The 22,376-nt window shown below is 59.3% G+C and carries 18 protein-coding genes; 2 read left to right on the top strand and 16 right to left on the bottom strand.

Annotation, left to right across the window (positions count from 1 at the left end; translation table 11 throughout):
• Window positions 1-127 precede the first annotated feature (127 nt).
• The 16 genes from dnaE to rpsB all read right to left on the bottom strand — a co-directional run bounded on the left by dnaE (window position 128) and on the right by rpsB (window position 18,365).
• Window positions 128-3,649, bottom strand: a complete 3,522-nt coding sequence (gene dnaE / locus MF6394_RS27365; protein WP_078467936.1) for a DNA polymerase III subunit alpha — start codon at window positions 3,647-3,649, stop codon at window positions 128-130.
• 76 nt (window positions 3,650-3,725) lie between these two features.
• On the bottom strand, window positions 3,726-4,352 hold the full coding sequence (rnhB, locus tag MF6394_RS27360) for a ribonuclease HII (RefSeq protein ID WP_161793220.1): 627 nt from the start codon (window positions 4,350-4,352) through the stop codon (window positions 3,726-3,728).
• Window positions 4,353-4,354: 2 nt separating this feature from the next.
• A complete protein-coding gene (gene lpxB / locus MF6394_RS27355; RefSeq protein WP_078467935.1) occupies window positions 4,355-5,494 on the bottom strand; it encodes a lipid-A-disaccharide synthase in 1,140 nt (379 codons plus the stop codon).
• Between the two features lie 2 nt (window positions 5,495-5,496).
• Window positions 5,497-6,273, bottom strand: coding sequence for an acyl-ACP--UDP-N-acetylglucosamine O-acyltransferase (lpxA, locus tag MF6394_RS27350; protein ID WP_032893181.1), 777 nt, complete (start codon window positions 6,271-6,273; stop codon window positions 5,497-5,499).
• Complete coding sequence (gene fabZ, locus MF6394_RS27345) at window positions 6,270-6,710, bottom strand: 3-hydroxyacyl-ACP dehydratase FabZ (protein WP_003172281.1); 441 nt, start codon at window positions 6,708-6,710, stop codon at window positions 6,270-6,272. Before fabZ ends, lpxA begins: the two co-directional genes overlap by 4 nt.
• 111 nt (window positions 6,711-6,821) lie before the next feature.
• Window positions 6,822-7,877, bottom strand: coding sequence for a UDP-3-O-(3-hydroxymyristoyl)glucosamine N-acyltransferase (lpxD, locus tag MF6394_RS27340; protein WP_047712739.1), 1,056 nt, complete (start codon window positions 7,875-7,877; stop codon window positions 6,822-6,824).
• 3 nt (window positions 7,878-7,880) lie between these two features.
• Entirely contained in the window at window positions 7,881-8,384 is a 504-nt protein-coding gene (locus tag MF6394_RS27335; protein WP_003189173.1) for an OmpH family outer membrane protein, read from the bottom strand.
• Window positions 8,385-8,429: 45 nt separating this feature from the next.
• Window positions 8,430-10,817 carry an outer membrane protein assembly factor BamA gene (gene bamA / locus MF6394_RS27330; RefSeq protein ID WP_020300966.1) on the bottom strand — a complete coding sequence of 796 codons (2,388 nt, stop codon included), beginning with the start codon at window positions 10,815-10,817 and terminating at the stop codon, window positions 8,430-8,432.
• 74 nt (window positions 10,818-10,891) lie between these two features.
• Window positions 10,892-12,244 carry a sigma E protease regulator RseP gene (rseP, locus tag MF6394_RS27325; protein WP_032893184.1) on the bottom strand — a complete coding sequence of 451 codons (1,353 nt, stop codon included), beginning with the start codon at window positions 12,242-12,244 and terminating at the stop codon, window positions 10,892-10,894.
• Between the two features lie 53 nt (window positions 12,245-12,297).
• Complete coding sequence (ispC, locus tag MF6394_RS27320) at window positions 12,298-13,488, bottom strand: 1-deoxy-D-xylulose-5-phosphate reductoisomerase (protein ID WP_078467934.1); 1,191 nt, start codon at window positions 13,486-13,488, stop codon at window positions 12,298-12,300.
• A complete protein-coding gene (locus tag MF6394_RS27315) occupies window positions 13,485-14,291 on the bottom strand; it encodes a phosphatidate cytidylyltransferase (protein ID WP_078467933.1) in 807 nt (268 codons plus the stop codon). The genes ispC and MF6394_RS27315 overlap by 4 nt, the downstream gene beginning before the upstream one ends.
• Window positions 14,292-15,047 carry a polyprenyl diphosphate synthase gene (gene uppS, locus MF6394_RS27310; protein ID WP_003189167.1) on the bottom strand — a complete coding sequence of 252 codons (756 nt, stop codon included), beginning with the start codon at window positions 15,045-15,047 and terminating at the stop codon, window positions 14,292-14,294. It abuts the gene before it with no gap.
• 16 nt (window positions 15,048-15,063) lie between these two features.
• Window positions 15,064-15,621, bottom strand: a complete 558-nt coding sequence (gene frr / locus MF6394_RS27305; RefSeq protein ID WP_044272521.1) for a ribosome recycling factor — start codon at window positions 15,619-15,621, stop codon at window positions 15,064-15,066.
• Window positions 15,618-16,361: a UMP kinase gene (gene pyrH, locus MF6394_RS27300; RefSeq protein ID WP_003189161.1), complete on the bottom strand. Its 744-nt coding sequence runs from the start codon at window positions 16,359-16,361 to the stop codon at window positions 15,618-15,620. The genes frr and pyrH overlap by 4 nt, the downstream gene beginning before the upstream one ends.
• Window positions 16,362-16,572: 211 nt before the next feature.
• On the bottom strand, window positions 16,573-17,436 hold the full coding sequence (gene tsf, locus MF6394_RS27295) for a translation elongation factor Ts (protein ID WP_003189160.1): 864 nt from the start codon (window positions 17,434-17,436) through the stop codon (window positions 16,573-16,575).
• Between the two features lie 191 nt (window positions 17,437-17,627).
• Complete coding sequence (gene rpsB, locus MF6394_RS27290; protein ID WP_003189158.1) at window positions 17,628-18,365, bottom strand: 30S ribosomal protein S2; 738 nt, start codon at window positions 18,363-18,365, stop codon at window positions 17,628-17,630.
• Between the two features lie 387 nt (window positions 18,366-18,752).
• On the opposite strand from rpsB, the gene map reads away from it, so the two are divergent.
• Both map and MF6394_RS27280 read left to right on the top strand, forming a co-directional pair.
• On the top strand, window positions 18,753-19,535 hold the full coding sequence (gene map, locus MF6394_RS27285; protein ID WP_078467932.1) for a type I methionyl aminopeptidase: 783 nt from the start codon (window positions 18,753-18,755) through the stop codon (window positions 19,533-19,535).
• Between the two features lie 64 nt (window positions 19,536-19,599).
• A complete protein-coding gene (locus tag MF6394_RS27280) occupies window positions 19,600-22,302 on the top strand; it encodes a [protein-PII] uridylyltransferase (protein ID WP_034134914.1) in 2,703 nt (900 codons plus the stop codon).
• The last annotated feature ends 74 nt before the right edge of the window (window positions 22,303-22,376 follow it).

The raw sequence follows: 22,376 nt of genomic DNA, 5'->3' as shown, positions 1-22,376 counted from the left end.
GCGTCCGTCTTGGGTCGACGGCCAAGGGGTGCCTGGCCAGCCGGTTGTCTATTCGCGCCCTACCTTAAGGGAGAGGCGCGTTTAGGTCGAGATTAAATGTTTAGTCGAGATCAGACTCATCTGACCGTCAACGGTATTGGAGGAAGACGTTGTCTCGCCCGAACTGGTCACGCAAAGCTTGAATCAAGCCATCAGCGGGATCAATTCGCCACGTCTCACCAAACTGCAACATGGCCTTGGCATCGCTACCGGTGTACTCCATGGTCACCGGGCATGCGCCACGGTGGCGTTTGAGCAAGTCCCCCAACCAGCGTAGCTGATCGCCTCTAAGCGCTTCGGTCTTGACCTTCAGGCGCAGGCTCTCGGCCAGGTTGGTGCGGGCATCTTCCATGCTCATCACCCGCTTGATACGCAGGCGCAGACCACCGGAGAAGTCATCATTGCTGACCTCCCCTTCCACCACCACCATGGCGTCGGTTTGCAGCAGCGACTGGGCGGAGTGGAACGCGTCGGCAAACAATGACGCTTCGATGCGGCCCGAGCGGTCATCGAGGGTGATGAAGCCCATCTTGTCGCCCTTCTTATTTTTCATCACCCGCAGGGCGATGATCATGCCGGCGACGGTCTGGGTATCCCGCGCCGGTTTCAGGTCGATGATGCGCTGACGGGCGAAACGGCGGATTTCGCCTTCGTACTCGTCAATCGGGTGGCCGGTGAGGTAGAGGCCCAAGGTGTCTTTCTCACCTTTCAGACGTTCCTTGAGGGTCAGTTCCTTGGCCTTGCGGTGGTTGGCGTAGACATCGGCATCTTCTTCGACGAACAGCCCGCCAAACAGGTCGGCGTGGCCGCTGTCATGGGTACGGGCAGTCTGTTCGGCAGCCTTGATCGCCTCTTCCATGGCGGTCAGCAGTACCGCGCGGTTGCGGTCGATATTAGCCTGGTAAGCCTTCGGCTCATCATGGAAGTACGGGCCAAGACGGTCGAGTGCGCCGCTGCGGATCAGGCCATCGAGGGTACGCTTGTTGATGCGCTTGAGGTCCACCCGCGCGCAGAAATCGAACAGGTCTTTGAACGGCCCGTCCTGACGCGCTTCGGTAATGGCCTCCACCGGGCCTTCGCCCACGCCCTTGATCGCGCCGAGGCCATAGATGATGCGGCCTTCGTCGTTCACCGTGAACTTGAACTCCGAAGCGTTCACGTCCGGCGCGTCGAGACGCAGCTTCATGGTGCGCACTTCCTCGATCAAGGTCACAACCTTGTCGGTGTTGTGCATATCCGCCGAGAGTACCGCCGCCATGAACGGCGCCGGGTAGTGGGCTTTCAGCCAGGCGGTCTGGTACGACACCAGGCCGTAGGCGGCGGAGTGGGATTTGTTGAAGCCATAACCTGCGAATTTTTCTACCAGGTCGAAGATGTTACCGGCCAGGTCGGCATCGATGTTGTTAGTCGCGCAGCCCTCAATGAAACCGCCGCGTTGCTTGGCCATTTCCTCGGGCTTTTTCTTACCCATGGCGCGACGCAGCATGTCCGCACCGCCGAGGGTGTAGCCGGCCATCACCTGGGCGATCTGCATCACCTGTTCCTGGTACAGGATGATGCCGTAGGTCGGCGCCAGTACGGGCTTGAGGCCCTCATACTGGTAGTCGGAGTGCGGATAAGCCAGCTCGGCGCGCCCGTGTTTACGGTTGATGAAGTCATCCACCATGCCCGATTGCAGCGGGCCCGGACGGAACAGGGCCACCAGTGCGATCAAGTCTTCCAGGCAGTCGGGCTTGAGCTTTTTGATCAGCTCTTTCATGCCCCGGGATTCAAGCTGGAACACCGCGGTGGTTTCGGCTTTTTGCAGCAGGCTGTAGGTCGGTTTATCGTCCAGCGGGATAAACGCGATATCCAGCGGTTCTTCGCCGACCTTGGCACGGTCGCGGTTGATGGTCTTGAGCGCCCAGTCGATGATCGTCAGGGTCCGCAGGCCGAGGAAGTCGAACTTCACCAGGCCGGCCGCCTCCACGTCGTCCTTGTCGAACTGGGTGACTAGGCCGTCGCCTTCTTCATCGCAATAGATCGGCGAAAAGTCGGTGAGCTTGGTCGGCGCGATAACCACACCGCCGGCGTGTTTACCGACGTTACGCACCACACCTTCGAGCTTGCGCGCCATGTCCCAGATTTCGGCGGCTTCTTCATCGACCTTGATAAAGTCGCGCAGGATTTCTTCCTGCTCGTAGGCTTTTTCCAGGGTCATGCCGACTTCGAACGGGATCATCTTCGACAGGCGGTCCGCCAAACCGTAGGACTTGCCCTGCACCCGCGCCACGTCGCGGATTACCGCTTTGGCGGCCATGGAACCGAAGGTGATGATCTGGCTTACCGCGTTGCGGCCATATTTTTCGGCCACGTATTCAATCACGCGGTCTCGGCCATCCATGCAGAAGTCAACGTCGAAGTCGGGCATGGAAACCCGTTCCGGGTTCAGGAACCGTTCGAACAGCAGGTCATATTCCAGCGGGTCAAGGTCGGTGATCTTCTGTACATAGGCCACCAGCGAGCCAGCACCTGACCCCCGGCCCGGACCTACCGGTACGCCGTTGTTTTTGGCCCACTGGATAAAGTCCATTACGATCAGGAAGTAACCGGGGAATCCCATCTGGATGATGATATCCAGCTCGAAATTCAACCGATCGACATACACCTGGCGCTTGGCTTCGTAGTCCTCGGTGGTGTCCTTGGGCAGCAGGACGCTCAGGCGTTCTTCCAGGCCATCGAACGACACTTTTCGAAAATATTCGTCGATGGTCATGCCATCGGGAATCGGGAAGTTGGGCAGGAAGTGCTTGCCCAGCTTTACTTCAATGTTGCAGCGCTTGGCGATCTCGACGGAGTTCTCAAGGGCCTCGGGCAAATCGCTGAACAGCTCCGCCATTTCATCGGCGCTTTTGAGGTACTGCTCTTCGCTGTAGTTCTTCGAACGGCGCGGGTCGTCCAGGGCCCGGCCTTCGCCGATGCACACGCGGGTTTCGTGGGCTTCGAAATCTTCTTTCTTGATAAAGCGCACATCGTTGGTCGCCACCAGCGGCGCACCCAGCTTGTCGGCCAGGGCTACGGCAGCGTGCAGATGCTCTTCATCATTGGGGCGATTGGTACGCTGGACTTCCAGGTAGAAACGGCCCGGGAATACCTGCATCCACTCGCGCGCCAGCACCTCGGCTTCCTGGGGGTTGCCGCCCAGCAGCGCGATACCGATTTCACCCTCTTTGGCCGCCGAGAGCATGATCAGGCCCTCGCTGGCTTCGGCCACCCACTCGCGCTCGATGATGATCGAGCCGTTGCGCTGGCCGTCGATAAAGCCACGGGAGATCAGTTCGGTGAGGTTGCGATAACCCACACCGTTCATCGCCAGCAGGCTGATGCGGCTCAGGGGGTTATCCGGGTCTTTGTTGGACAGCCACAGGTCGGCGCCGCAGATCGGCTTGATGCCGGCGCCCATGGCGTTCTTGTAGAACTTGACCAGGGAACACATGTTGTTCTGGTCGGTAACCGCGACCGCAGGCATGTTCATGCCCACCAGGGTTTTGACCAGCGGTTTGATCCGTACCAGGCCGTCGACCAGGGAGTACTCAGTGTGCAGGCGTAGATGAACGAATGAAGCCGGCATAGTGATCCTGTCTTGATACATGAAAACAACAAGGCCCGGATTGTACCGGGCCGGGGTAAAAGCATCAGCCTTGCTGCTAAACCTCGATCAGGCTTTCACGGGCCTCATAAGCCTGGCGTACCGGGGCAAACGAGCGGCGATGGATCGGGGTGGGGCCGAGCCGAGCCAGGGCTTCCAGATGAACGGGCGTCGGGTAGCCCTTATGCCCGCCAATCCCGTAGCCGGGATAGATCAATTCGAACGCGGCCATTTCACGGTCGCGGCTGACCTTGGCCAGGATCGAGGCGGCGGCAATGGCGGGAACCTTGCTATCGCCCTTGACCACCGCTTCGGACGGCATCGTCAGCTTGGGGCAGCGGTTGCCGTCGATCATCGCCATTTTCGGGGTGATGTGCAGCCCTTCCACAGCGCGCTGCATCGCCAGCATGGTGGCGTGCAGGATATTCAGCTCGTCGATTTCTTCGACCTCAGCCCGGGCGATATGCCAGCTCAGGGCCTTTTCACAGATCTCGTCATAGAGTTTTTCGCGACGGGCTTCGGTGAGTTTCTTCGAATCGTTGAGCCCCAGGATCGGGCGGTTCGGATCAAGGATCACCGCCGCCGTGACCACAGCGCCACACAGCGGGCCGCGCCCGACTTCGTCAACACCCGCCACCAGTTCGTGGGCTTGGGCAACGAGGCTGAAATCCAGGCCCATTTGCATGGTCATAAGGCGTCCTGTTTATGGCCGATCAAGGTCAGTACGGCATCGGCCGCCTGGTTCGAGGCATCACGGCGCAACGTGCGGTGAATGTCGTCGAAACCACGGGTCTGCTCTTCGCCGCCCTCGATCAAGGGTAGTAGAGTTTGCGCAAGCGCTTGGGGCGTTGCATCGTCCTGCAACAACTCCGGCACCAGCAGGCGCTGTGCCAGCAGGTTGGGCAAGGAAATGTAAGGGCTCTTGACCATGCGCTTGAGAATCCAGAAGGTCAGTGGCGCCAGGCGATAGGCCACGACCATCGGCCGCTTGTACAGCAGGGCCTCCAGCGTGGCAGTGCCCGAGGCGATCAACACCGCATCGCAGGCTGCCAGCGCCAGGTGGGACTGGCCATCGAGCAGGGTCAACGGCAGGTTGCGACCTTCCAGCAGGGTTTCGATCTGCGCACGGCGTTGCGGGCTGGCACAGGGCAGCACAAAGCGAATCCCCGGCTTTTGCGCTTGCAGACGTTCGGCAGCATCAAAGAACAACGCACCCAAGCGCCCCACCTCGCCGCCACGACTCCCTGGCATCAACGCAACCAAGGGGCCATCGGGCAAACCCAGCTCGGCGCGCGCGGCAGCACGGTCAGCCTGCAAGGGAATGGCGTCAGCCAAGGTGTGGCCGACAAACCGCACCGGCACGCCCTTCTCTTCGTAGAACCGGGCTTCGAACGGCAGCAACGTCAACATCAGGTCGCAGCCTTCGCGGATTTTCAACACGCGCTTCTGGCGCCACGCCCATACGGATGGGCTGACGTAGTGCACGGTCTTGATCCCGGCCTGACGCAACTTGAGTTCGATGTTGAGCGTGAAATCCGGCGCATCGATGCCGATAAAGACGTCAGGCTTTTCTTCGATCAGCGTCTTGATCAGCAGCTTGCGGCGAGCCAGCAGCTCACGCAGGCGTCCCAAGACTTCTACCAGCCCCATGACCGACAGGCGCTCCATGGGGAAGTAGGAGGTCAGGCCTTCGGCCTGCATCAACGGGCCGCCGACCCCGATAAATTCCACCGCCGGATGCTGGGCCTTGAGCGCCCGCATCAAGCCGGCACCCAGGATATCGCCGGAAGCTTCACCGGCCACGAGCGCAATACGCAGAGTGGCCATGATCAGCGGGTGATGCCGCGAGTCGAGGTCTGGATAGAGTCACGGAACACCGCGACTTCCGGAAACTGCGTGGCAGGCTCTGCCAGCTCGGCCAGGGCCTGCTCCACGGTCAACCCTTGGCGGTAAACCGTCTTGTAGGCACGGCGCAGGGCGTGGATGGCTTCTTCACTGAAACCGCGACGACGCATGCCTTCAAAATTCATGCTACGGGCTTCGGCAGGGTTGCCAAATACCGTCACGAACGCCGGGACATCCTTGCCAATGGCGGTGCCCATGCCGGAAAAGCTGTGGGCGCCGATATGGCAGTACTGATGCACCAGGGTAAAACCGGAGAGGATCGCCCAATCGTCAACGTGCACATGGCCTGCCAACGCGGTGTTGTTGACCAGGATGCAATGGTTGCCGATCACGCTGTCATGGCCGATATGCGCATAGGCCATCACCAGGTTGTGATCGCCCAACGTGGTTTCAGCGCGATCCTGCACGGTGCCGCGGTGAATGGTGACGCCTTCACGAATGATGTTGTGGTCACCGATGACCAGGCGTGTTTCTTCACCCTTGTACTTCATGTCCGGGGTGTCTTCGCCTACCGAGGAGAACTGGTAGATACGATTGTGTTTGCCAATACGGGTCGGACCTTTAAGGATCACGTGTGGCCCGATGACAGTCCCCTCGCCGATTTCCACACCTGCGCCGACGATCGACCAAGGGCCGACCTCAACGTCGGCGGCCAGTACGGCCGACGGATCGATGATTGCGCGAGGGTCAATCAAACTCATAGTTTGCGTTCCGCACAGATGATCTCGGCAGAGCACACCGGCTTGCCATCTACCGAGGCCTGGCATTCGAACTTCCAGATCTGGCGCTTGCAACTGATGAACTTGGCTTCCAGGATCAACTGGTCACCCGGGGTGACCGGGTTGCGAAAACGCAGCTTGTCGGAACCCACGAAATAGTAAAGCGTGCCGTCGGCAGGCTTGAGGTCGAGCATTTTGAAACCAAGGATACCGGCAGCCTGGGCCATGGCTTCGATGATCAACACACCCGGCATGATTGGATGCGCAGGAAAGTGACCGTTGAAGAATGGTTCGTTGATGCTGACATTCTTGTAGGCACGAATGCGCTTTTCCTCGACGTTGAGGTCCACTACGCGGTCCACCAGCAGGAACGGGTAACGGTGAGGCAGGTATTCGCGAATCTCGTTGATGTCCATCATTTCGGGGGGAAGCCTGTAATAAAGATTGGGGGCGGGCGCACCAGGCGCACGCCCCGCTAGCAAATCAAGGAGGCCGTCTAGCGGCTGCGCACACTTGATATGGAAATGGTATCAGCCTTCTGATGAAGCATTACCGCCGGGGGTCACGTCCCCGACACGCTTTTCAAGCTGTTTGATACGTCGTGCCATGTCGTCGATCTTCCTCAAACGCGCGGCACTCTTGCGCCATTCGGCCGCAGGTTGCATCGCGGTACCGGACGAATAGGCCCCTGGCTCTGTGATCGAGTGGGTCACCATGGTCATGCCGGTGATGAAGACGTTGTCGCAAATGTCGATATGCCCCACCAGCCCTACGCCACCGGCGAGCATGCAATGCTTGCCGATCTTGGTGCTGCCGGAAATCCCCACGCAGGCGGCCATGGCGGTGTGATCGCCAATCTGCACGTTGTGGGCGATCTGGATCTGGTTATCGAGCTTCACACCGTTACCGATCACGGTATCGGCCAGGGCCCCGCGATCCACAGCAGTGTTCACGCCGATCTCCACATCATCGCCGATCAATACGCCACCGACTTGGGCGATCTTGTGCCAGATGCCCTTGGCATTGGCAAAGCCGAAGCCCTCACCGCCGATCACGGCGCCCGACTGGATGACCACACGCTGACCGATACGCACATCGTGGTACAGGGTTACGCGAGGAGCCAGCCAGCCATCGGCACCAATTTCGCAGCGCGCGCCGATGAAACAGTGGGCACCCACGGTGACGCCTGCACCAATACGCGCTCCACTCTCGATCACGGCAAACGCGCCGATGCTGGCCGTCGGGTCAACCTGGGCATCCTCGGCGATCACGGCAGACGGGTGAATACCGCCAGCCGCCTTCGGCTTGGGATCGAACAGGTGCGACGCCTTGGCGTACGACAGATACGGGTCGGCCACCACCAGCGCATCCCCAATAAACCCTTCGGCGTCAGCGGCCTTCAGCAACACGGCTGCGGCCTGGCAGTCGACCAGGTATTTACGGTATTGAGGATTTGCGAGGAAGCTCAACTGAGCTGGGCCAGCCTCCTGCAAGGTGGCTAGCCCAGTGATTTCTTTCTCCTTGGAGCCACGCAAGGTGGCCCCCAGGAACTCGGCCAACTCGCCGAGTTTGATAGTCGCTGTCATGGTTTACTTCAGCTGGTTCATGCGCTCGATCACCTGGCGGGTGATGTCGTATTGAGGCTTGACGTCGATCACGGCGCCACGCTCGAACACCAGGTCAAAGGCACCTTTCTTGATGACTTCTTCCACAGCGCTGTCCAATTTCGGCTTGAGCTGCTTGAGCATTTCGCGGTCGGCCACAGCCTTGGCTTCGTTCAGCTCCTTGGATTGGAACTGGTAGTCACGGGCCTTTTGCTTGAATTCAAGCTCCAGACGCTCGCGCTCGCCTTGCTGCATCTTGTCGCCACCGGCTACCAGGCGGTCCTGGATGCCCTTGGCGCTGCTTTCCAGTGTCTTGAGCTTGGTCAGTTGCGGACCGAACTTCTTCTCGGCATCCACGGCGTATCGCTTGGCCGCATCGGATTCCAGCAGGGCCATCTGATAGTTCAGAACGGCGATTTTCATTTCGGCGAAGGCCGGGGTGGTGACCAGCACAGTGGCCAGCAAGACCAATTGAGTCAACTTACGCACGATGTACTCCTACAGAATCCGTTGTCGTTATCTTAGGTCAGACGCTTAGAACGTCTGGCCGAGGGAGAATTGGAAAATCTGGGTTTCAGCGTTATCCGGTTTCTTGATCGGCATGGCCAGAGCAAAGCTCAACGGGCCCAGTGCAGTCACCCAGGTCACACCCACGCCCACGGAGCTTGCCAGGTTGCTGAGGCTCACGTCGTTGCATTGGGTGTTGGACTTCACGCCACTTGGGTTGGTGATCTGATCGCACTTGGAGTCGAACACGTTACCCACGTCCCAGAAGACCGAAGTACGCAGCGACCGCTGGTCTTTCACGAATGGCAGCGGGAATAGAATTTCCGCACCACCCTGGATCAGCACGTTACCACCGAACGGAAGCGGGTCATTGTCGGAGTCCACTTGCGTACCCTGGTTACCCGTAAATGCCTGGCCGCGGCTCGGCGTACCACGTGGACCCAAGGTGCTGTCCTTGAAGCCACGTACCGAGTTGAAGCCACCAGCATAGTAGTTTTCATAGAACGGCAAGCCATTGGTCGAACCATAACCGTCGCCATAGCCCAGCTCTGTGTGCAGGCGCATGGTGTAGTTATCGCTCAACGGTTGGAACAACTGGCCGCGGTAGTCGAGCTTGAAGAACGACAGGTCGCTGCCCGGCGTGGTGACTTCCGCAGTCAGGCTCTGGGAGTGGCCGCGGGTTGCCAGTACGCCTTTGTTCAGGGTCGACTCGGACCAGCCGGCAGACGCCTTGAAGTTCAGGAACTTGTCGCCTTCACGACGGGTGAAGTCAAAGATTTCGTCCACGGTGTACACACCGGTCTTGATCTCATCCTGCTGTGCGGTGAGGCCGAAGGTCAGGCGCGACGTCTCGCTGATCGGGTAACCCACGTTGACACCAGCACCCAGGCTGTCGATCGCATAGCTTGCAACGTCAACATCGAGGTCTTTGTAGTCGGTGGTGCGGTAGAAGGCGTTGTAGCCCAGGCTCACACCGTCTGCAGTCCAGTAGGGGTCGGTGTAGCCGAAGTTGTATCGGCTCTGGTATTCGCTGCGGGTCAGGCCGATGGACACACGGTTACCGGTACCCAGGAAGTTGTTCTGCGTGATGGAACCACCCAGGATCAAACCGGCGCTCTGAGCGAAACCGACGCTGGCGGTGATCGAACCCGAGGCTTGTTCTTCAACGGCGTAGTTCACGTCAACCTGGTCATCCACACCCGGTACAGCCGGGGTTTCGACGTTGACTTCCTTGAAGAAGCCCAGGCGCTCAAGACGGGTCTTGGACTGGTCGATCAGGTAGGTCGAAGCCCAGCCACCTTCCATCTGACGCATTTCACGACGCAGCACTTCGTCCGCAGACTTGGTGTTGCCACGGAAGTTGATGCGGTTGACGTAGGCACGCTTGCCTGGATCGACGACGAAGGTGATGTCCACAGTATGGTCTTCATCATTCGGGGTCGGCACGCCGTTGACGTTGGCGAAGGTATAGCCTTCGTTACCCAGGCGACGGGTGATCAGTTCAGAGGTGGTGGTCATCAGCTTGCGCGAGAACACCTGGTCCTTCTGCACCAGCAGCAGGGACTTGACCTGGTCTTCAGGCACTTTCAGGTCGCCGCTGAGCTTGACGTCACGAACCTTGTACTTCTCGCCTTCGTTGACGTTGACGGTGATGTAGACGTGCTTCTTGTCCGGGGTGATGGACACCTGGGTCGAAGCGATGTCCATGTTGATGTAGCCACGGTCCAGGTAGTAGGAGCGCAGGCGTTCCAGGTCACCGGAGAGTTTTTCACGGGCGTACTTGTCATCGTTCTTGAAGAACGACAACCAGTTGGTGGTCTTGAGTTCGAACAGGTCAACCAGGTCTTCATCAGGGAACTTGGTGTTGCCCACGACGTTGATGTGCTGGATGGCGGCCACGGTACCTTCGTTGATGTTGACCTTCAGGCCCACACGGTTACGAGGCTGGGGGATCACTTCGGTTTCCACCGTCGCGGAGTAGCGGCCCTGGGCAACGTACTGGCGTTGCAGCTCGTTACGCACACCCTCAAGGGTCGCGCGCTGGAAGATCTCGCCCTCGGCCAGGCCCGATTGCTTCAGGCCCTTCATCAGGTCTTCAGTGGAGATGGCCTTGTTACCTTCGATCGCGATACTCGCGACGGAAGGTCGCTCGACGACCGTGATGACCAGGACGTTGCCTTCGCGACCCAGTTGGATATCTTGAAAGAACCCGGTTTTGAACAGCGCACGAGTGGATTCCACCAGGCGACGATCATCCGCCTGTTCCCCGACGTTCAACGGCAAGGCACCAAAGACGCTACCCGCGGAAACCCGCTGGAGGCCGTTGACGCGAATATCGGAGATGGTGAAGGACTCGGCGTGAACTTCGGCGATCATCAATACGGTGAGAACCGCAGTTAGCAGCAGACGTTTCATGAAGTCCTTTCTTATTCCAACTGGCAATAAACAAACTGCCGCAAAATGCGGCAGATTCGCAATTCAGCGAAGCGTTACAGACGTCCCAGATCGTTGACCAGGGCTAACAACATCACCCCGACCACCAAACTGATACCGATCTGTATCCCCCAACCCTGCACCCGATCCGACAAGGGGCGACCACGCACCCACTCGACCAGATAAAACAGCAGATGCCCCCCATCCAATACTGGAATGGGCAGCAAATTCAGAACCCCAAGGCTAATACTCAGATAAGCCAGGAAATTCAGGAAATCCGCGACACCCGACTGGGCAGAAGCGCCCGCCACTTTAGCAATGGTTATCGGTCCACTCAAGTTTTTTACCGAGAGCTCACCGAACAACATTTTCTTGAGGGATTCGAGGGTCAGCACGCTCATGGTCCAGGTGCGTTTCGCACCCTCGCCAATCGCGGCCAAAGGCCCGTAGCTGACCTCTCGCACCATCGATGGCGGCCATTCGACACCCTTGACCCCGGCACCCAGGTAACCCCCGGCTGCCTTGGCTTCGCTTCGCACCGACAAGGTCACAGGGACGTCGATTTGAGCACCGTCGCGCTCAACTTTCAGCACAATTTTGGTATCAGGGCGCACACGCACCAAGTCGACCACCTGCTGCCAGTCACCCAGCGCCTGGCCATCAAGGGCCAGCAAGCGATCACCGGTTTTCAGGCCAGCAGCCTGGGCCGGGCCTTTCGGGTCGAGCTCGGCCAGCACCGGCGGCAAGGCCGGACGCCAAGGGCGGATCCCCAGGGATTTGATCGGATCGGGCTCATCAGCGCCCTTGAGCCAATGGTCCAGCGCCAATGCCCGCGGGGTTTCGGCGCTGGAATCCTGATCGCGCACCACCACATTGACGGTGCCGCTCTCGCCCAGGCGACGTACCAACTGCAAGTTGACCGCGCCCCAGCCCGTGGTGGGTTCGCCATCAATGGATACAATTTCCTGCCCAGCCGTCAGGCCAGCCTTGGCCGCGATGCTGTCCGCTTCGACCGCACCAATGACCGGGCGCACCTGCTGGCTGCCCAGCATGGCCAAGACCCAGAAGAACACCATCGCCAACAGGAAGTTGGCAATCGGCCCCGCCGCAACAATCGCAATACGCTGACGAACGGTCTTGCGATTGAAGGATTGGTCCAACTGGTCGGCAGGCACTTCGCCTTCGCGCTCATCGAGCATCTTGACGTAGCCGCCCAACGGGATAGCAGCAATGACAAACTCAGTGCCGCGGCGGTCATGCCAGCGCAACAACGGCATGCCGAAACCGACGGAAAAGCGCAATACCTTGACGCCGCAACGACGCGCCACCCAGAAGTGGCCGAATTCGTGGAAGGTCACCAACACACCCAGAGCAACCAGGGTGCCGACAATCATGTAGAGCGCACTCATCTAATTTCTCCGCATTTCAATCCAATGCCTGAAGACTCAAACCTGCCCGCAGCCTAACCCGCGTTGCGATCCAACCATTGCCCGGCCAGGGCGCGGGCCTTGGTGTCAGCCTCGAACACCGCCTCCAGATCGTTCACCGCCACCACAGGCTCAAGCGCCAGGACGTCCTCGATGATACTCGCGATCTGTGGAAAGCGGATGCGCCGTTCAAGAAACGCCGCCACCGCCACTTCATTGGCCGCGTTAAGCATCGCCGGGGCACTGTTACCCGCCTCGGCCGCTTGCCGCGCCAGGCGCAAACACGGGAAACGCTGCTCGTCCGGAGCTTCGAAGTCCAGACGCGCAATCGCAAACAGGTCCAATGGCGCCACACCGGAATCAATGCGCTCAGGCCACGCCAGAGCGTTGGCAATCGGTGTACGCATGTCCGGGTTACCCAACTGCGCCAACACCGAACCATCCACGTAATCGACCAGGGAATGGATCACACTTTGTGGGTGAATCACCACCTCAACCTGGTCAGGCCGCGCATCGAACAACCAGCAGGCCTCGATCAACTCCAGGCCCTTGTTCATCATGCTCGCCGAATCCACCGAGATTTTGCGCCCCATGGACCAGTTCGGGTGTGCGCACGCCTGATCGGGCGACACATGCTCCAGCTCGGCCGACGGAGTCTGGCGGAAGGGTCCGCCAGATGCCGTCAGTAGAATCCGGCGCACGCCGACCTGGCTCAAGCCGCGGGCAAAATCACCGGGCATGCACTGGAAGATGGCGTTGTGCTCGCTGTCCAGAGGCAGCAACACCGCGCCGCTCTTGCGCACCGCTTGCATAAAGAGTGCGCCGGACATGACCAAGGCTTCTTTATTGGCCAGCAGGATTTTCTTGCCAGCATCAACCGCCGCCAAGGTCGGGCGCAAACCTGCTGCGCCCACAATCGCCGCCACCACGGTATCCACGTCCGCATCGGCCGAGACTTGGCACAATCCTGCCTCGCCGACCAGTACCTGAGTGGCCAGCCCGGCAGCCCGCAGATCGTCCTGCAGACCGCGAGCCGCAGCCGCCTCTGGCACCACGGCAAAGCGCGGCGAGTGACGCACGCACAAGGCCAGCAACTCGCGCAAACGCGTGAAGCCAGTCAGGGCGAAAACCTGATAGCGATCGGGGTGACGCGCAATGACGTCCAGGGCACTGAGCCCGACCGAACCGGTTGCGCCCAGCACCGTAACCTGCTGCAGGCGGCTCACGAAGCGATCATCCACAACAGCACGGCAAAGATCGGTAGCGCAGCGGTAAGGCTGTCGATACGGTCAAGCACACCGCCATGACCTGGCAGCAGGTTACTGCTGTCCTTGATGCCAGCCTGGCGCTTGAACATGCTCTCGGTAAGGTCACCCACCACCGAGATGAACACGACGATAGCCGTGCCCAGTAAGGCCAGAAGCACTTCCTTTACCGACCAGTCACGCACCACACCGACCACCAGCGTGATCAGCAGCGTCAAGGCCAGACCGCCGTATACGCCTTCCCAGCTCTTGCCTGGGCTGACGGCCGGGGCCAGCTTGCGCTTGCCAAAGGCTCGGCCCGAGAAGTAGGCGCCAATATCAGCACCCCACACCAACACCATCACCGCCAGGATCAATTCGTTGCCCAGCGGGTAACGCTTGATCTCCACCAGCCCTTGCCAGGCCGGCAACAGGATTGCCAGGCCAATCACCAGCTTGCAGGCCACGCTGGACCATTGGCCACTGGTGCGCGGATAGGTGAGCACCAGGAAAGTCGCCAACGCCCACCACAACACTGCCGCACCCAGTACCCAAGGCGCGATATCCGGCAGGATGTACATGAAGAACAACAACAGCGCGACCACGGCGGCGTAGGCCACGCGCGGCACTTGGTTGACGAAGCCCGCCAGGCGCGCCCATTCCCAGGCACCAAGAGTCACGACCAGGCCGATGAACAGCGCAAAGCCGGAACCGTCGAGCAGGAAAAAACCGCACAAGGCAATCGGCAGCAGGATCAGCGCCGTGATGATTCGTTGTTTAAGCATTTAAACCCGGGCTCCAGCTTCGATCTGCTCGCTCGTTTTACCGAAGCGACGCTGACGGGAAGCGAAATCGGCCAGCGCATTACGCATGGCATCGTGTTTGAAGTCCGGCCAGAACAGGTCGGAGAAGTACAGCTCGGTGTAAGCCAGCTGCCACAGCAGGAAGTTGCTGATGCGATGCTCGCCACCGGTACGAATGCACAAGTCCGGCAACGGCAGGTCGCCGGTCACCAGGCAGGTTTGCAACAGTTCGGGCGTGATGTCATCCGGGCGCAGATGGCCGGCCTGCACTTCGCGGGCCAGCCGCTGTGCAGCCTGGGCGATATCCCACTGGCCGCCGTAGTTGGCTGCGATCTGCAGCACGAAACGGTTGCTGCCGGCAGTGATGGCCTCGGCTTCGCGCATGGCCGTTTGCAGTTCCGGATGGAACCGCGAGCGATCACCGATGATGCGCAGACTGATGTTGTTGTCGTTGAGGCGCTTGGCCTCACGACGCAGAGCCTTGAAGAACAGGTCCATCAAGGCACTGACCTCATCGGCGGGCCGCTGCCAGTTCTCACTGGAGAACGCGAACAAGGTCAGCACTTCGACCTTGGCCTCGGCGCACACCTCAATCACCGCCCTTACCGCGTCAACACCCGCTTTATGCCCGGCAACACCCGGCATAAAGCGTTTTTTCGCCCAGCGATTATTCCCATCCATGATGATCGCGACATGGCGCGGCACCACGGAGGGCACAGTCTGCTTGGTCTTTTCCATGAAGGCGTCCTGACCCTTATACGGCCATCAGGTCCGCTTCTTTTTGCTTAGTGGCAGTGTCGATTTCAGCCTCAAACTTGTCGGTCAGTTTCTGGATGTCGGCCGCAGCACGACGCTCTTCGTCCTCACTGATTTCCTTGTCCTTGACCAGCTTTTTCAGCTCGCTCAAAGCATCACGACGGATGTTACGCACGGCAACACGGGCATCTTCAGCGGCACTGCGCGCCTGCTTGGTGAAGCCCTTGCGGGTTTCTTCGGTCAGGGCAGGCATGGAGATCAGCAGCAACTCGCCCAGGTTGGTCGGGTTGAGGTTCAGGCCAGCGCTCTGGATCGCCTTGTCGACGGCAGCGAGCATGTTGCGCTCGAAGGCCACGACTTGCAGAGTGCGAGAGTCTTTTACGGTGATGTTAGCCACTTGGGTGATGGAGGTATCTGTGCCGTAATACGGGACCATCACGCTACCCAGGATGCTGGGGTGCGCCTTGCCTGTGCGAATCTGGCCAAATGCATGGGCCAGGGATTCCAGGGATTTCTGCATACGCTCTTGAGCGTCTTTCTTGATTTCGTTGATCATTGTTGGCCTTCCTCGATCAGAGTCCCTTCTGCGCCGCCGTGTACGATATTCAGCAGGGCGCCGGGCTTGTTCATGTTAAATACGCGCAGCGGCATCTTGTGGTCGCGGCACAGGCAGATAGCGGTCAGGTCCATGACACCCAGCTTGCGATCCAGTACTTCATCGTAGGTCAGATGATCGAACTTCTCGGCATGCGGGTCTTTGAATGGGTCTGCAGTGTATACGCCATCCACCTTGGTCGCCTTCAACACCACGTCGGCATCGATTTCGATAGCACGCAGGCATGCGGCCGAGTCGGTGGTGAAGAACGGGTTACCGGTGCCAGCGGCAAAGATCACCACTTCCTTGGAGTTGAGGTGGCGCATGGCTTTGCGGCGATCATAGTGATCGGTCACGCCAACCATGGAAATAGCCGACATCACGATGGCCGAGATGTTGGCGCGCTCCAGGGCGTCGCGCATGGCCAGGGCGTTCATCACAGTGGCCAGCATGCCCATGTGGTCGCCGGTAACCCGGTCCATACCGGCAGCACTCAGTGCCGCACCGCGGAACAGGTTGCCACCACCAATCACCAGGCCGACCTGCACGCCGATACCGACCAATTGGCCGACTTCCAGCGCCATGCGGTCAAGCACCTTGGGGTCGATCCCGAACTCTTCCGAGCCCATCAGGGCCTCGCCGCTGAGCTTGAGTAGAATGCGTTTATAGCGAGCCTGATAACCACTGCCCTGCTGAGCCATTGCGAATCTCTCCTGCGGCGTATTTTTTAAAAAATTCTTGGCGAGCCGTTTACGGCTTGCGTTCACTCTAGCTGGACGCTGTCACAGCGCCATCGGAACACGGCTTTGTAAGCCAGTTCCGAGAGGAAACCAAATAAAATTGGCCTTCCCATTTGAAAAGAGGCTGCGCGCGTGAGCGGGCAGCCTCTTTCGGCGACAGTTTGGAACTGTCTTATTGCTTGGCGGCAGCCAGCTGGGCAGCAACTTCTTCAGCGAAGTTGTCGACCGGCTTCTCGATGCCTTCGCCTACTTTGAAGTAAGTGAAGGAAACGATTTCAGCACCGGCTTTCTTGGCCAGTTCGCCAACCTTGATTTCAGGGTTCTTGACGAACGCCTGCTCAACCAGGCTTGCTTCAGCCAGGAACTTGCTGATGCGGCCCTTGATCATGTTTTCAACGATGTTCTCTGGCTTGCCGGCGATCTTGTCGGCGTTGAGGCTCAGGAACACAGCTTTTTCACGTTCGATTGCGTCGGCAGACACTTCCGAAGGCAGCAGGAACTCAGGGTTGCTTGCAGCAACGTGCATTGCGATGTCTTTAGCCAGCTCAACGTCGCCGCCTTTGAGAACAACTGCAACACCGATCTTGTTGCCGTGCAGGTAACCACCAACCACATCACCTTCAACGCGAACCAGGCGACGGATGTTGACGTTTTCGCCAACCTTGCCGACCAGTACCAGGCGATCAGCTTCTTGAGCTTCGATCAGCGGAGCGGCGTCAGTCATTTTCTCGGCGAACGCTTTTTCAACGCTGGCAGCAACGAATGCCTTGAAGTCGTCCTGCAGAGCCAGGAAGTCGGTCTGGGAGTTCACTTCCAGCAGAACGGCGGATTTGCCGTCTTCTTTCAGAGCGATAGCGCCTTCAGCAGCCACGTTGCCTGCTTTCTTGGCAGCCTTGATGGCGCCGGAAGCACGCATGTCATCAATGGCTTTTTCGATGTCGCCGCCGGCCTTGGTCAAGGCCTTTTTGCAATCCATCATGCCTTCGCCGGTACGCTCACGCAGTTCTTTAACCAACGCTGCAGTAATCTCTGCCATTTCAAAATCCTCTTGGATAGGTTTTCAACCATTCCACCCGATCAAACGGGCGATCAATTCTTCCCGAATCTCCGTTGTAGGCCGCTGCACGTTACAAATGATGTAGCTGCGCTGCCGACAAATGGTTTTCGAGGTGGCAAAAAGGGGGCCAAGCCCCCTTTTTGCTTACTGAGTCAACGCCAGGGCGTCAATTACTCAGCGGCAGCTACCGGAGCTTCTTCAACGAACTGCTCGGTACCACCAGCAACGTGGTTGCGACCACGGATTACAGCGTCAGCCATCGAACCCATGTACAGCTGGATAGCGCGGATTGCGTCATCGTTGCCTGGGATGATGTAGTCAACGCCTTCCGGGCTGCTGTTGGTATCGACTACGCCGATAACCGGGATGCCCAGCTTGTTGGCTTCGGTGATCGCGATGCGCTCGTGATCAACGTCGATAACGAACAGTGCGTCAGGCAGACCGCCCATGTCCTTGATACCACCCAGGGAACGATCGAGCTTTTCCAGGTCACGGGAGCGCATCAGCGCTTCTTTCTTGGTCAGCTTGGCGAAAGTACCGTCTTCGGCTTGTACTTCAAGGTCACGCAGACGCTTGATGGAAGCACGGATGGTTTTGAAGTTGGTCAGCATGCCGCCCAACCAGCGGTGATCCACGTACGGCGAACCGCAACGTGCTGCTTCTTCAGCAACGATCTTGCCAGCGGAACGCTTGGTGCCAACGAACAGGATCTTGTTTTTGCCCTGGGCCAGACGCTCTACGAAAGTCAGCGCTTCGTTGAACATTGGCAGGGTTTTTTCAAGGTTGATAATGTGAATCTTGTTACGCGCGCCGAAAATGTACTTACCCATTTTCGGGTTCCAGTAACGGGTCTGGTGACCGAAGTGCACACCGGCCTTCAGCATATCGCGCATGTTGACTTGGGACATGATAGTTCCTTAATAAGTCGGGTTTGGCCTCCACGTATCCCAATGACCAACCAGCGGCATCAAGGCCTCCGGCACCCAGGTCATCGTGTCGACACGTGTGTGGATTTAAGCTTTGCGGGGTATCCCCGGAAAGCGGCGCATTTTATACCACAGCGTCGGCAAAAACGAAACCCGCAATCACACTTGCCGGTCGTCGTCTTTGCGTAAGCCCTTGAATACAGCCAACATGCCTCTACCTCATAGAGAGAAGCGATCACCACATGCGCATGATTTGCCAGCATCGTCTGTTAGAATCGCGTTTTTTGGGACTTGCGCGAATGCTGTAACCCTTTGTCGCGCCCCCGTGAACCGTATTGATTTCAGCGCGTCGCGCTAGAGAGAGCCTGTATGACCGTTACCTTGAAAACCGCCGAAGACATCGCAGGCATGCGCGTTGCCGGCAAACTGGCTGCCGACGTGCTGGAAATGATCGCCGAACACGTCAAGCCCGGCATCACCACCGAAGCGCTGGACCGCATTTGCCACGACTATATAGTCGACGTGCAAAAAGCCATCCCTGCCCCGCTGAATTACAAAGGCTTCCCCAAGTCGATCTGCACCTCGATCAACCATGTGGTGTGCCACGGCATTCCCGGTGACAAGCCATTGAAGGACGGCGACACCCTGAACATCGACGTCACGGTGATCAAGGATGGCTACCACGGCGACACCAGCCGCATGTTCCACGTCGGCAATGTACCGGTGTGGGCCGAGCGCCTGTCCCAGGTCACCCAGGAATGCATGTACAAGGCCATCGAGATCGTCAAGCCAGGCTGCCGCCTGGGCGACATCGGTGAAGTGATCCAGAAGCACGCGGAAAAGAACGGTTTCTCGGTGGTGCGCGAATTCTGCGGCCACGGTATCGGCAAAGTGTTCCACGAAGAGCCGCAGATTCTGCACTACGGCCGCGCCGGCACCGGCATGGAACTCAAGGCCGGCATGACCTTCACCATCGAACCGATGATCAATCAGGGCAAGGCCGACACCAAGGTGCTGGGCGACGGCTGGACTGCGATCACCAAGGACCGCAAGCTCTCGGCCCAGTGGGAACACACCCTGCTGGTCACCGACACCGGCTACGAGATCTTCACCCTGCGCGCCGACGACACCATCCCACGCGTTTCGGCCTGAAGGTTGCCCAGGTTTTCCCACCGCGTGTTGTGACTGACTGATAGATAGAAAGGAAAGCCGATCGATGCCCCAGGTGGATCCCGAACTCTTCGACCGTGGCCAGTTCCAGGCCGAGCTGGCATTGAAGGCAAGCCCTATTGCGGCCTTCAAGAAGGCTATCCGCCAAGCCCGCGAGGTTCTGGATGCGCGCTTTCGCAGCGGCCGGGATATTCGCCGCTTGATCGAAGACCGCGCCTGGTTCGTCGATAACATCCTGCAAAAGGCCTGGGAGCAGTTCAACTGGAGTTTCGACGCCGATATCGCCTTGGTGGCGGTCGGCGGCTACGGTCGCGGCGAACTGCACCCCTACTCCGACATCGACCTGCTGATCCTGCTGGACCAGGCCGATCATGAGACCTTTCGTGATTCCATCGAGCGCTTTCTGACGTTGCTGTGGGACATCGGCCTGGAAGTCGGCCAGAGCGTACGCTCGGTGGACGAATGCGCCGAAGAGGCCCGTGCCGACCTCACGGTGGTCACCAACCTGATGGAAAGCCGCACCATCTGTGGCCCCGAGCGCCTGCGCCAGCGCATGCTCGAAGTCACCAGCACCGCACACATGTGGCCGAGCAAGGAGTTCTTCCTGGCCAAGCGCGCCGAGCAAAAAGCCCGGCACCACAAGTACAACGACACCGAATACAACCTGGAACCCAACGTCAAAGGCTCACCGGGCGGGCTGCGGGATATCCAGACGATTTTGTGGGTGGCGCGCCGTCAATACGGCACGCTGAACCTGCGTGCCCTGGCCGGCGAAGGTTTCCTGGTGGAGAGTGAAAACACCCTGCTGGCCTCGTCCCAGGAATTTTTGTGGAAGGTGCGCTACGCCCTGCACATGCTGGCCGGGCGCTCCGAAGACCGGTTGCTGTTCGATCACCAGCGCTCTATCGCCACCCTGCTGGGCTTTGAGGGCGAAGATGCGAAGACCAGCATCGAAAGCTTCATGCAGCAGTACTACCGGGTGGTCATGAGCATTGCCCAGCTCAGCGACCTGATCATCCAGCACTTCGAAGAAGTGATCCTGGCCCCTGAAGACGAAGCGCCGCCGCAGCCGATCAATGCGCGCTTCCAACTGCACGACGGCTATATCGAAGCGCGCAACGACAACGTGTTCCGCCGCACGCCGTTCGCCATGCTGGAAATCTTCGTATTGATGGCCCAGCAGCCTGAGATCAAAGGCGTGCGCGCCGATACCATCCGCCTGCTGCGGGAAAACCGTCACCTGATCGACGACGACTTTCGCAACGATATCCGCAATACCAGCCTGTTTATCGAGCTGTTCAAGTGCCGCATCGGCATCCACCGCAACCTGCGGCGCATGAACCGTTACGGCATTCTCGGGCGCTACCTGCCAGAGTTCGGTTTTATCGTCGGGCAGATGCAGCACGACCTGTTCCACATCTACACCGTCGATGCCCACACCCTGAACCTGATCAAGCATCTGCGTAAGTTGCAGTACACCCAGGTGTCAGAGAAATTCCCGCTGGCCAGTAAGCTGATGGCCAAGCTGCCCAAGCCCGAGCTGATTTACCTGGCCGGCCTGTACCACGACATCGGCAAGGGCCGGCATGGCGACCACTCTGAGATCGGCGCGGTCGATGCCGAAGCCTTCTGCCAGCGCCACCAGTTGCCGTTGTGGGACAGCCGCCTGATTGTCTGGCTGGTGCAGAACCACCTGGTGATGTCGACAACGGCCCAGCGCAAAGACTTGTCCGACCCGCAGGTGATCCACGACTTTGCCGGCATCGTTGGCGATGAAACCCGCCTGGATTACCTGTACGTGCTGACCGTCTCCGACATCAACGCCACTAATCCCACGCTGTGGAATTCCTGGCGCGCCAGCCTGTTGCGCCAGCTGTACACCGAGACCAAGCGCGCCCTGCGCCGTGGCCTGGAGAACCCGGTGGACCGCGAAGAGCAGATCCGCCGCACCCAAAGCGCAGCCCTGGATATCCTGGTGCGCGGCGGTAATGACCCGGACGACGTCGAGCAACTCTGGTCGCAACTGGGTGACGATTATTTCCTGCGCCACACCGCCGGCGACGTGGCCTGGCACAGTGACGCGATCCTGCAGCAGCCCGCCGATGGCGGCCCACTGGTCTTGATCAAGGAAACCACCCAGCGCGAATTCGAAGGCGGCACGCAGATCTTCATCTACGCGCCCGACCAGCACGACTTCTTCGCCGTGACCGTGGCGGCCATGGACCAGCTCAACCTGAACATCCATGACGCCAGGGTCATCACCTCCAGCAGCCAGTTCACCCTCGACACCTACATCGTGCTCGACACCGACGGCGACTCGATTGGCGACAACCCGGCGCGGGTGAAAAAGATCCGCGAGGGCCTCACCGAAGCCCTACGCAACCCCGACGACTACCCCACCATCATCCAGCGCCGGGTACCGCGCCAGCTCAAGCATTTTGCCTTTGCGCCCCAGGTGACCATTTCCAACGACGCCCAGCGACCGGTAACGGTGCTGGAGCTCAGCGCACCGGATCGCCCGGGCCTGCTGGCACGCATCGGCGGGATTTTCCTGGAGTTCGACCTGTCGTTGCAGAACGCCAAAATTGCGACCCTGGGCGAGCGCGTGGAAGACGTGTTCTTTATCACCGACGCCGACAACCAGCCACTGTCCGACCCAGAGCTGTGCCTGCGTTTACAAGCGGCGATCGTGGAGCAATTGAGCGTGAGCCAGGAACCCGGTGTTGAGCTGACCCGACTGACCATTTGAATTCTTAACTTTGTGAACAGGAGCCCTGTGGGAGCTGGCTTGCCTGCGATGCAGACACCTCGGTCCGTCAGGTT

The organism is Pseudomonas sp. MF6394 (genome assembly GCF_002018845.1).
Lineage (GTDB): Bacteria > Pseudomonadota > Gammaproteobacteria > Pseudomonadales > Pseudomonadaceae > Aquipseudomonas > Aquipseudomonas lactis.
The sequence above is the reverse complement of the archived record's forward strand: the minus strand, read 5'-3'. Positions and strand labels throughout refer to the sequence as shown.

Excerpts from the sequence above, each read along its gene's own strand:
- dnaE (WP_078467936.1), bottom strand. The coding sequence starts at position 3,649 with ATGCCGGCTTCATTCGTTCATCTACGCCTGCACACTGAGTACTCCCTG.
- rnhB (WP_161793220.1), bottom strand. The coding sequence starts at position 4,352 with ATGCAAATGGGCCTGGATTTCAGCCTCGTTGCCCAAGCCCACGAACTG.
- lpxB (WP_078467935.1), bottom strand. The coding sequence starts at position 5,494 with ATGGCCACTCTGCGTATTGCGCTCGTGGCCGGTGAAGCTTCCGGCGAT.
- lpxA (WP_032893181.1), bottom strand. The coding sequence starts at position 6,273 with ATGAGTTTGATTGACCCTCGCGCAATCATCGATCCGTCGGCCGTACTG.
- fabZ (WP_003172281.1), bottom strand. The coding sequence starts at position 6,710 with ATGATGGACATCAACGAGATTCGCGAATACCTGCCTCACCGTTACCCG.
- lpxD (WP_047712739.1), bottom strand. The coding sequence starts at position 7,877 with ATGACAGCGACTATCAAACTCGGCGAGTTGGCCGAGTTCCTGGGGGCC.
- bamA (WP_020300966.1), bottom strand. The coding sequence starts at position 10,817 with ATGAAACGTCTGCTGCTAACTGCGGTTCTCACCGTATTGATGATCGCC.
- rseP (WP_032893184.1), bottom strand. The coding sequence starts at position 12,244 with ATGAGTGCGCTCTACATGATTGTCGGCACCCTGGTTGCTCTGGGTGTG.
- MF6394_RS27315 (WP_078467933.1), bottom strand. The coding sequence starts at position 14,291 with ATGCTTAAACAACGAATCATCACGGCGCTGATCCTGCTGCCGATTGCC.
- uppS (WP_003189167.1), bottom strand. The coding sequence starts at position 15,047 with ATGGAAAAGACCAAGCAGACTGTGCCCTCCGTGGTGCCGCGCCATGTC.
- frr (WP_044272521.1), bottom strand. The coding sequence starts at position 15,621 with ATGATCAACGAAATCAAGAAAGACGCTCAAGAGCGTATGCAGAAATCC.
- pyrH (WP_003189161.1), bottom strand. The coding sequence starts at position 16,361 with ATGGCTCAGCAGGGCAGTGGTTATCAGGCTCGCTATAAACGCATTCTA.
- tsf (WP_003189160.1), bottom strand. The coding sequence starts at position 17,436 with ATGGCAGAGATTACTGCAGCGTTGGTTAAAGAACTGCGTGAGCGTACC.
- rpsB (WP_003189158.1), bottom strand. The coding sequence starts at position 18,365 with ATGTCCCAAGTCAACATGCGCGATATGCTGAAGGCCGGTGTGCACTTC.
- map (WP_078467932.1), top strand. The coding sequence starts at position 18,753 with ATGACCGTTACCTTGAAAACCGCCGAAGACATCGCAGGCATGCGCGTT.
- MF6394_RS27280 (WP_034134914.1), top strand. The coding sequence starts at position 19,600 with ATGCCCCAGGTGGATCCCGAACTCTTCGACCGTGGCCAGTTCCAGGCC.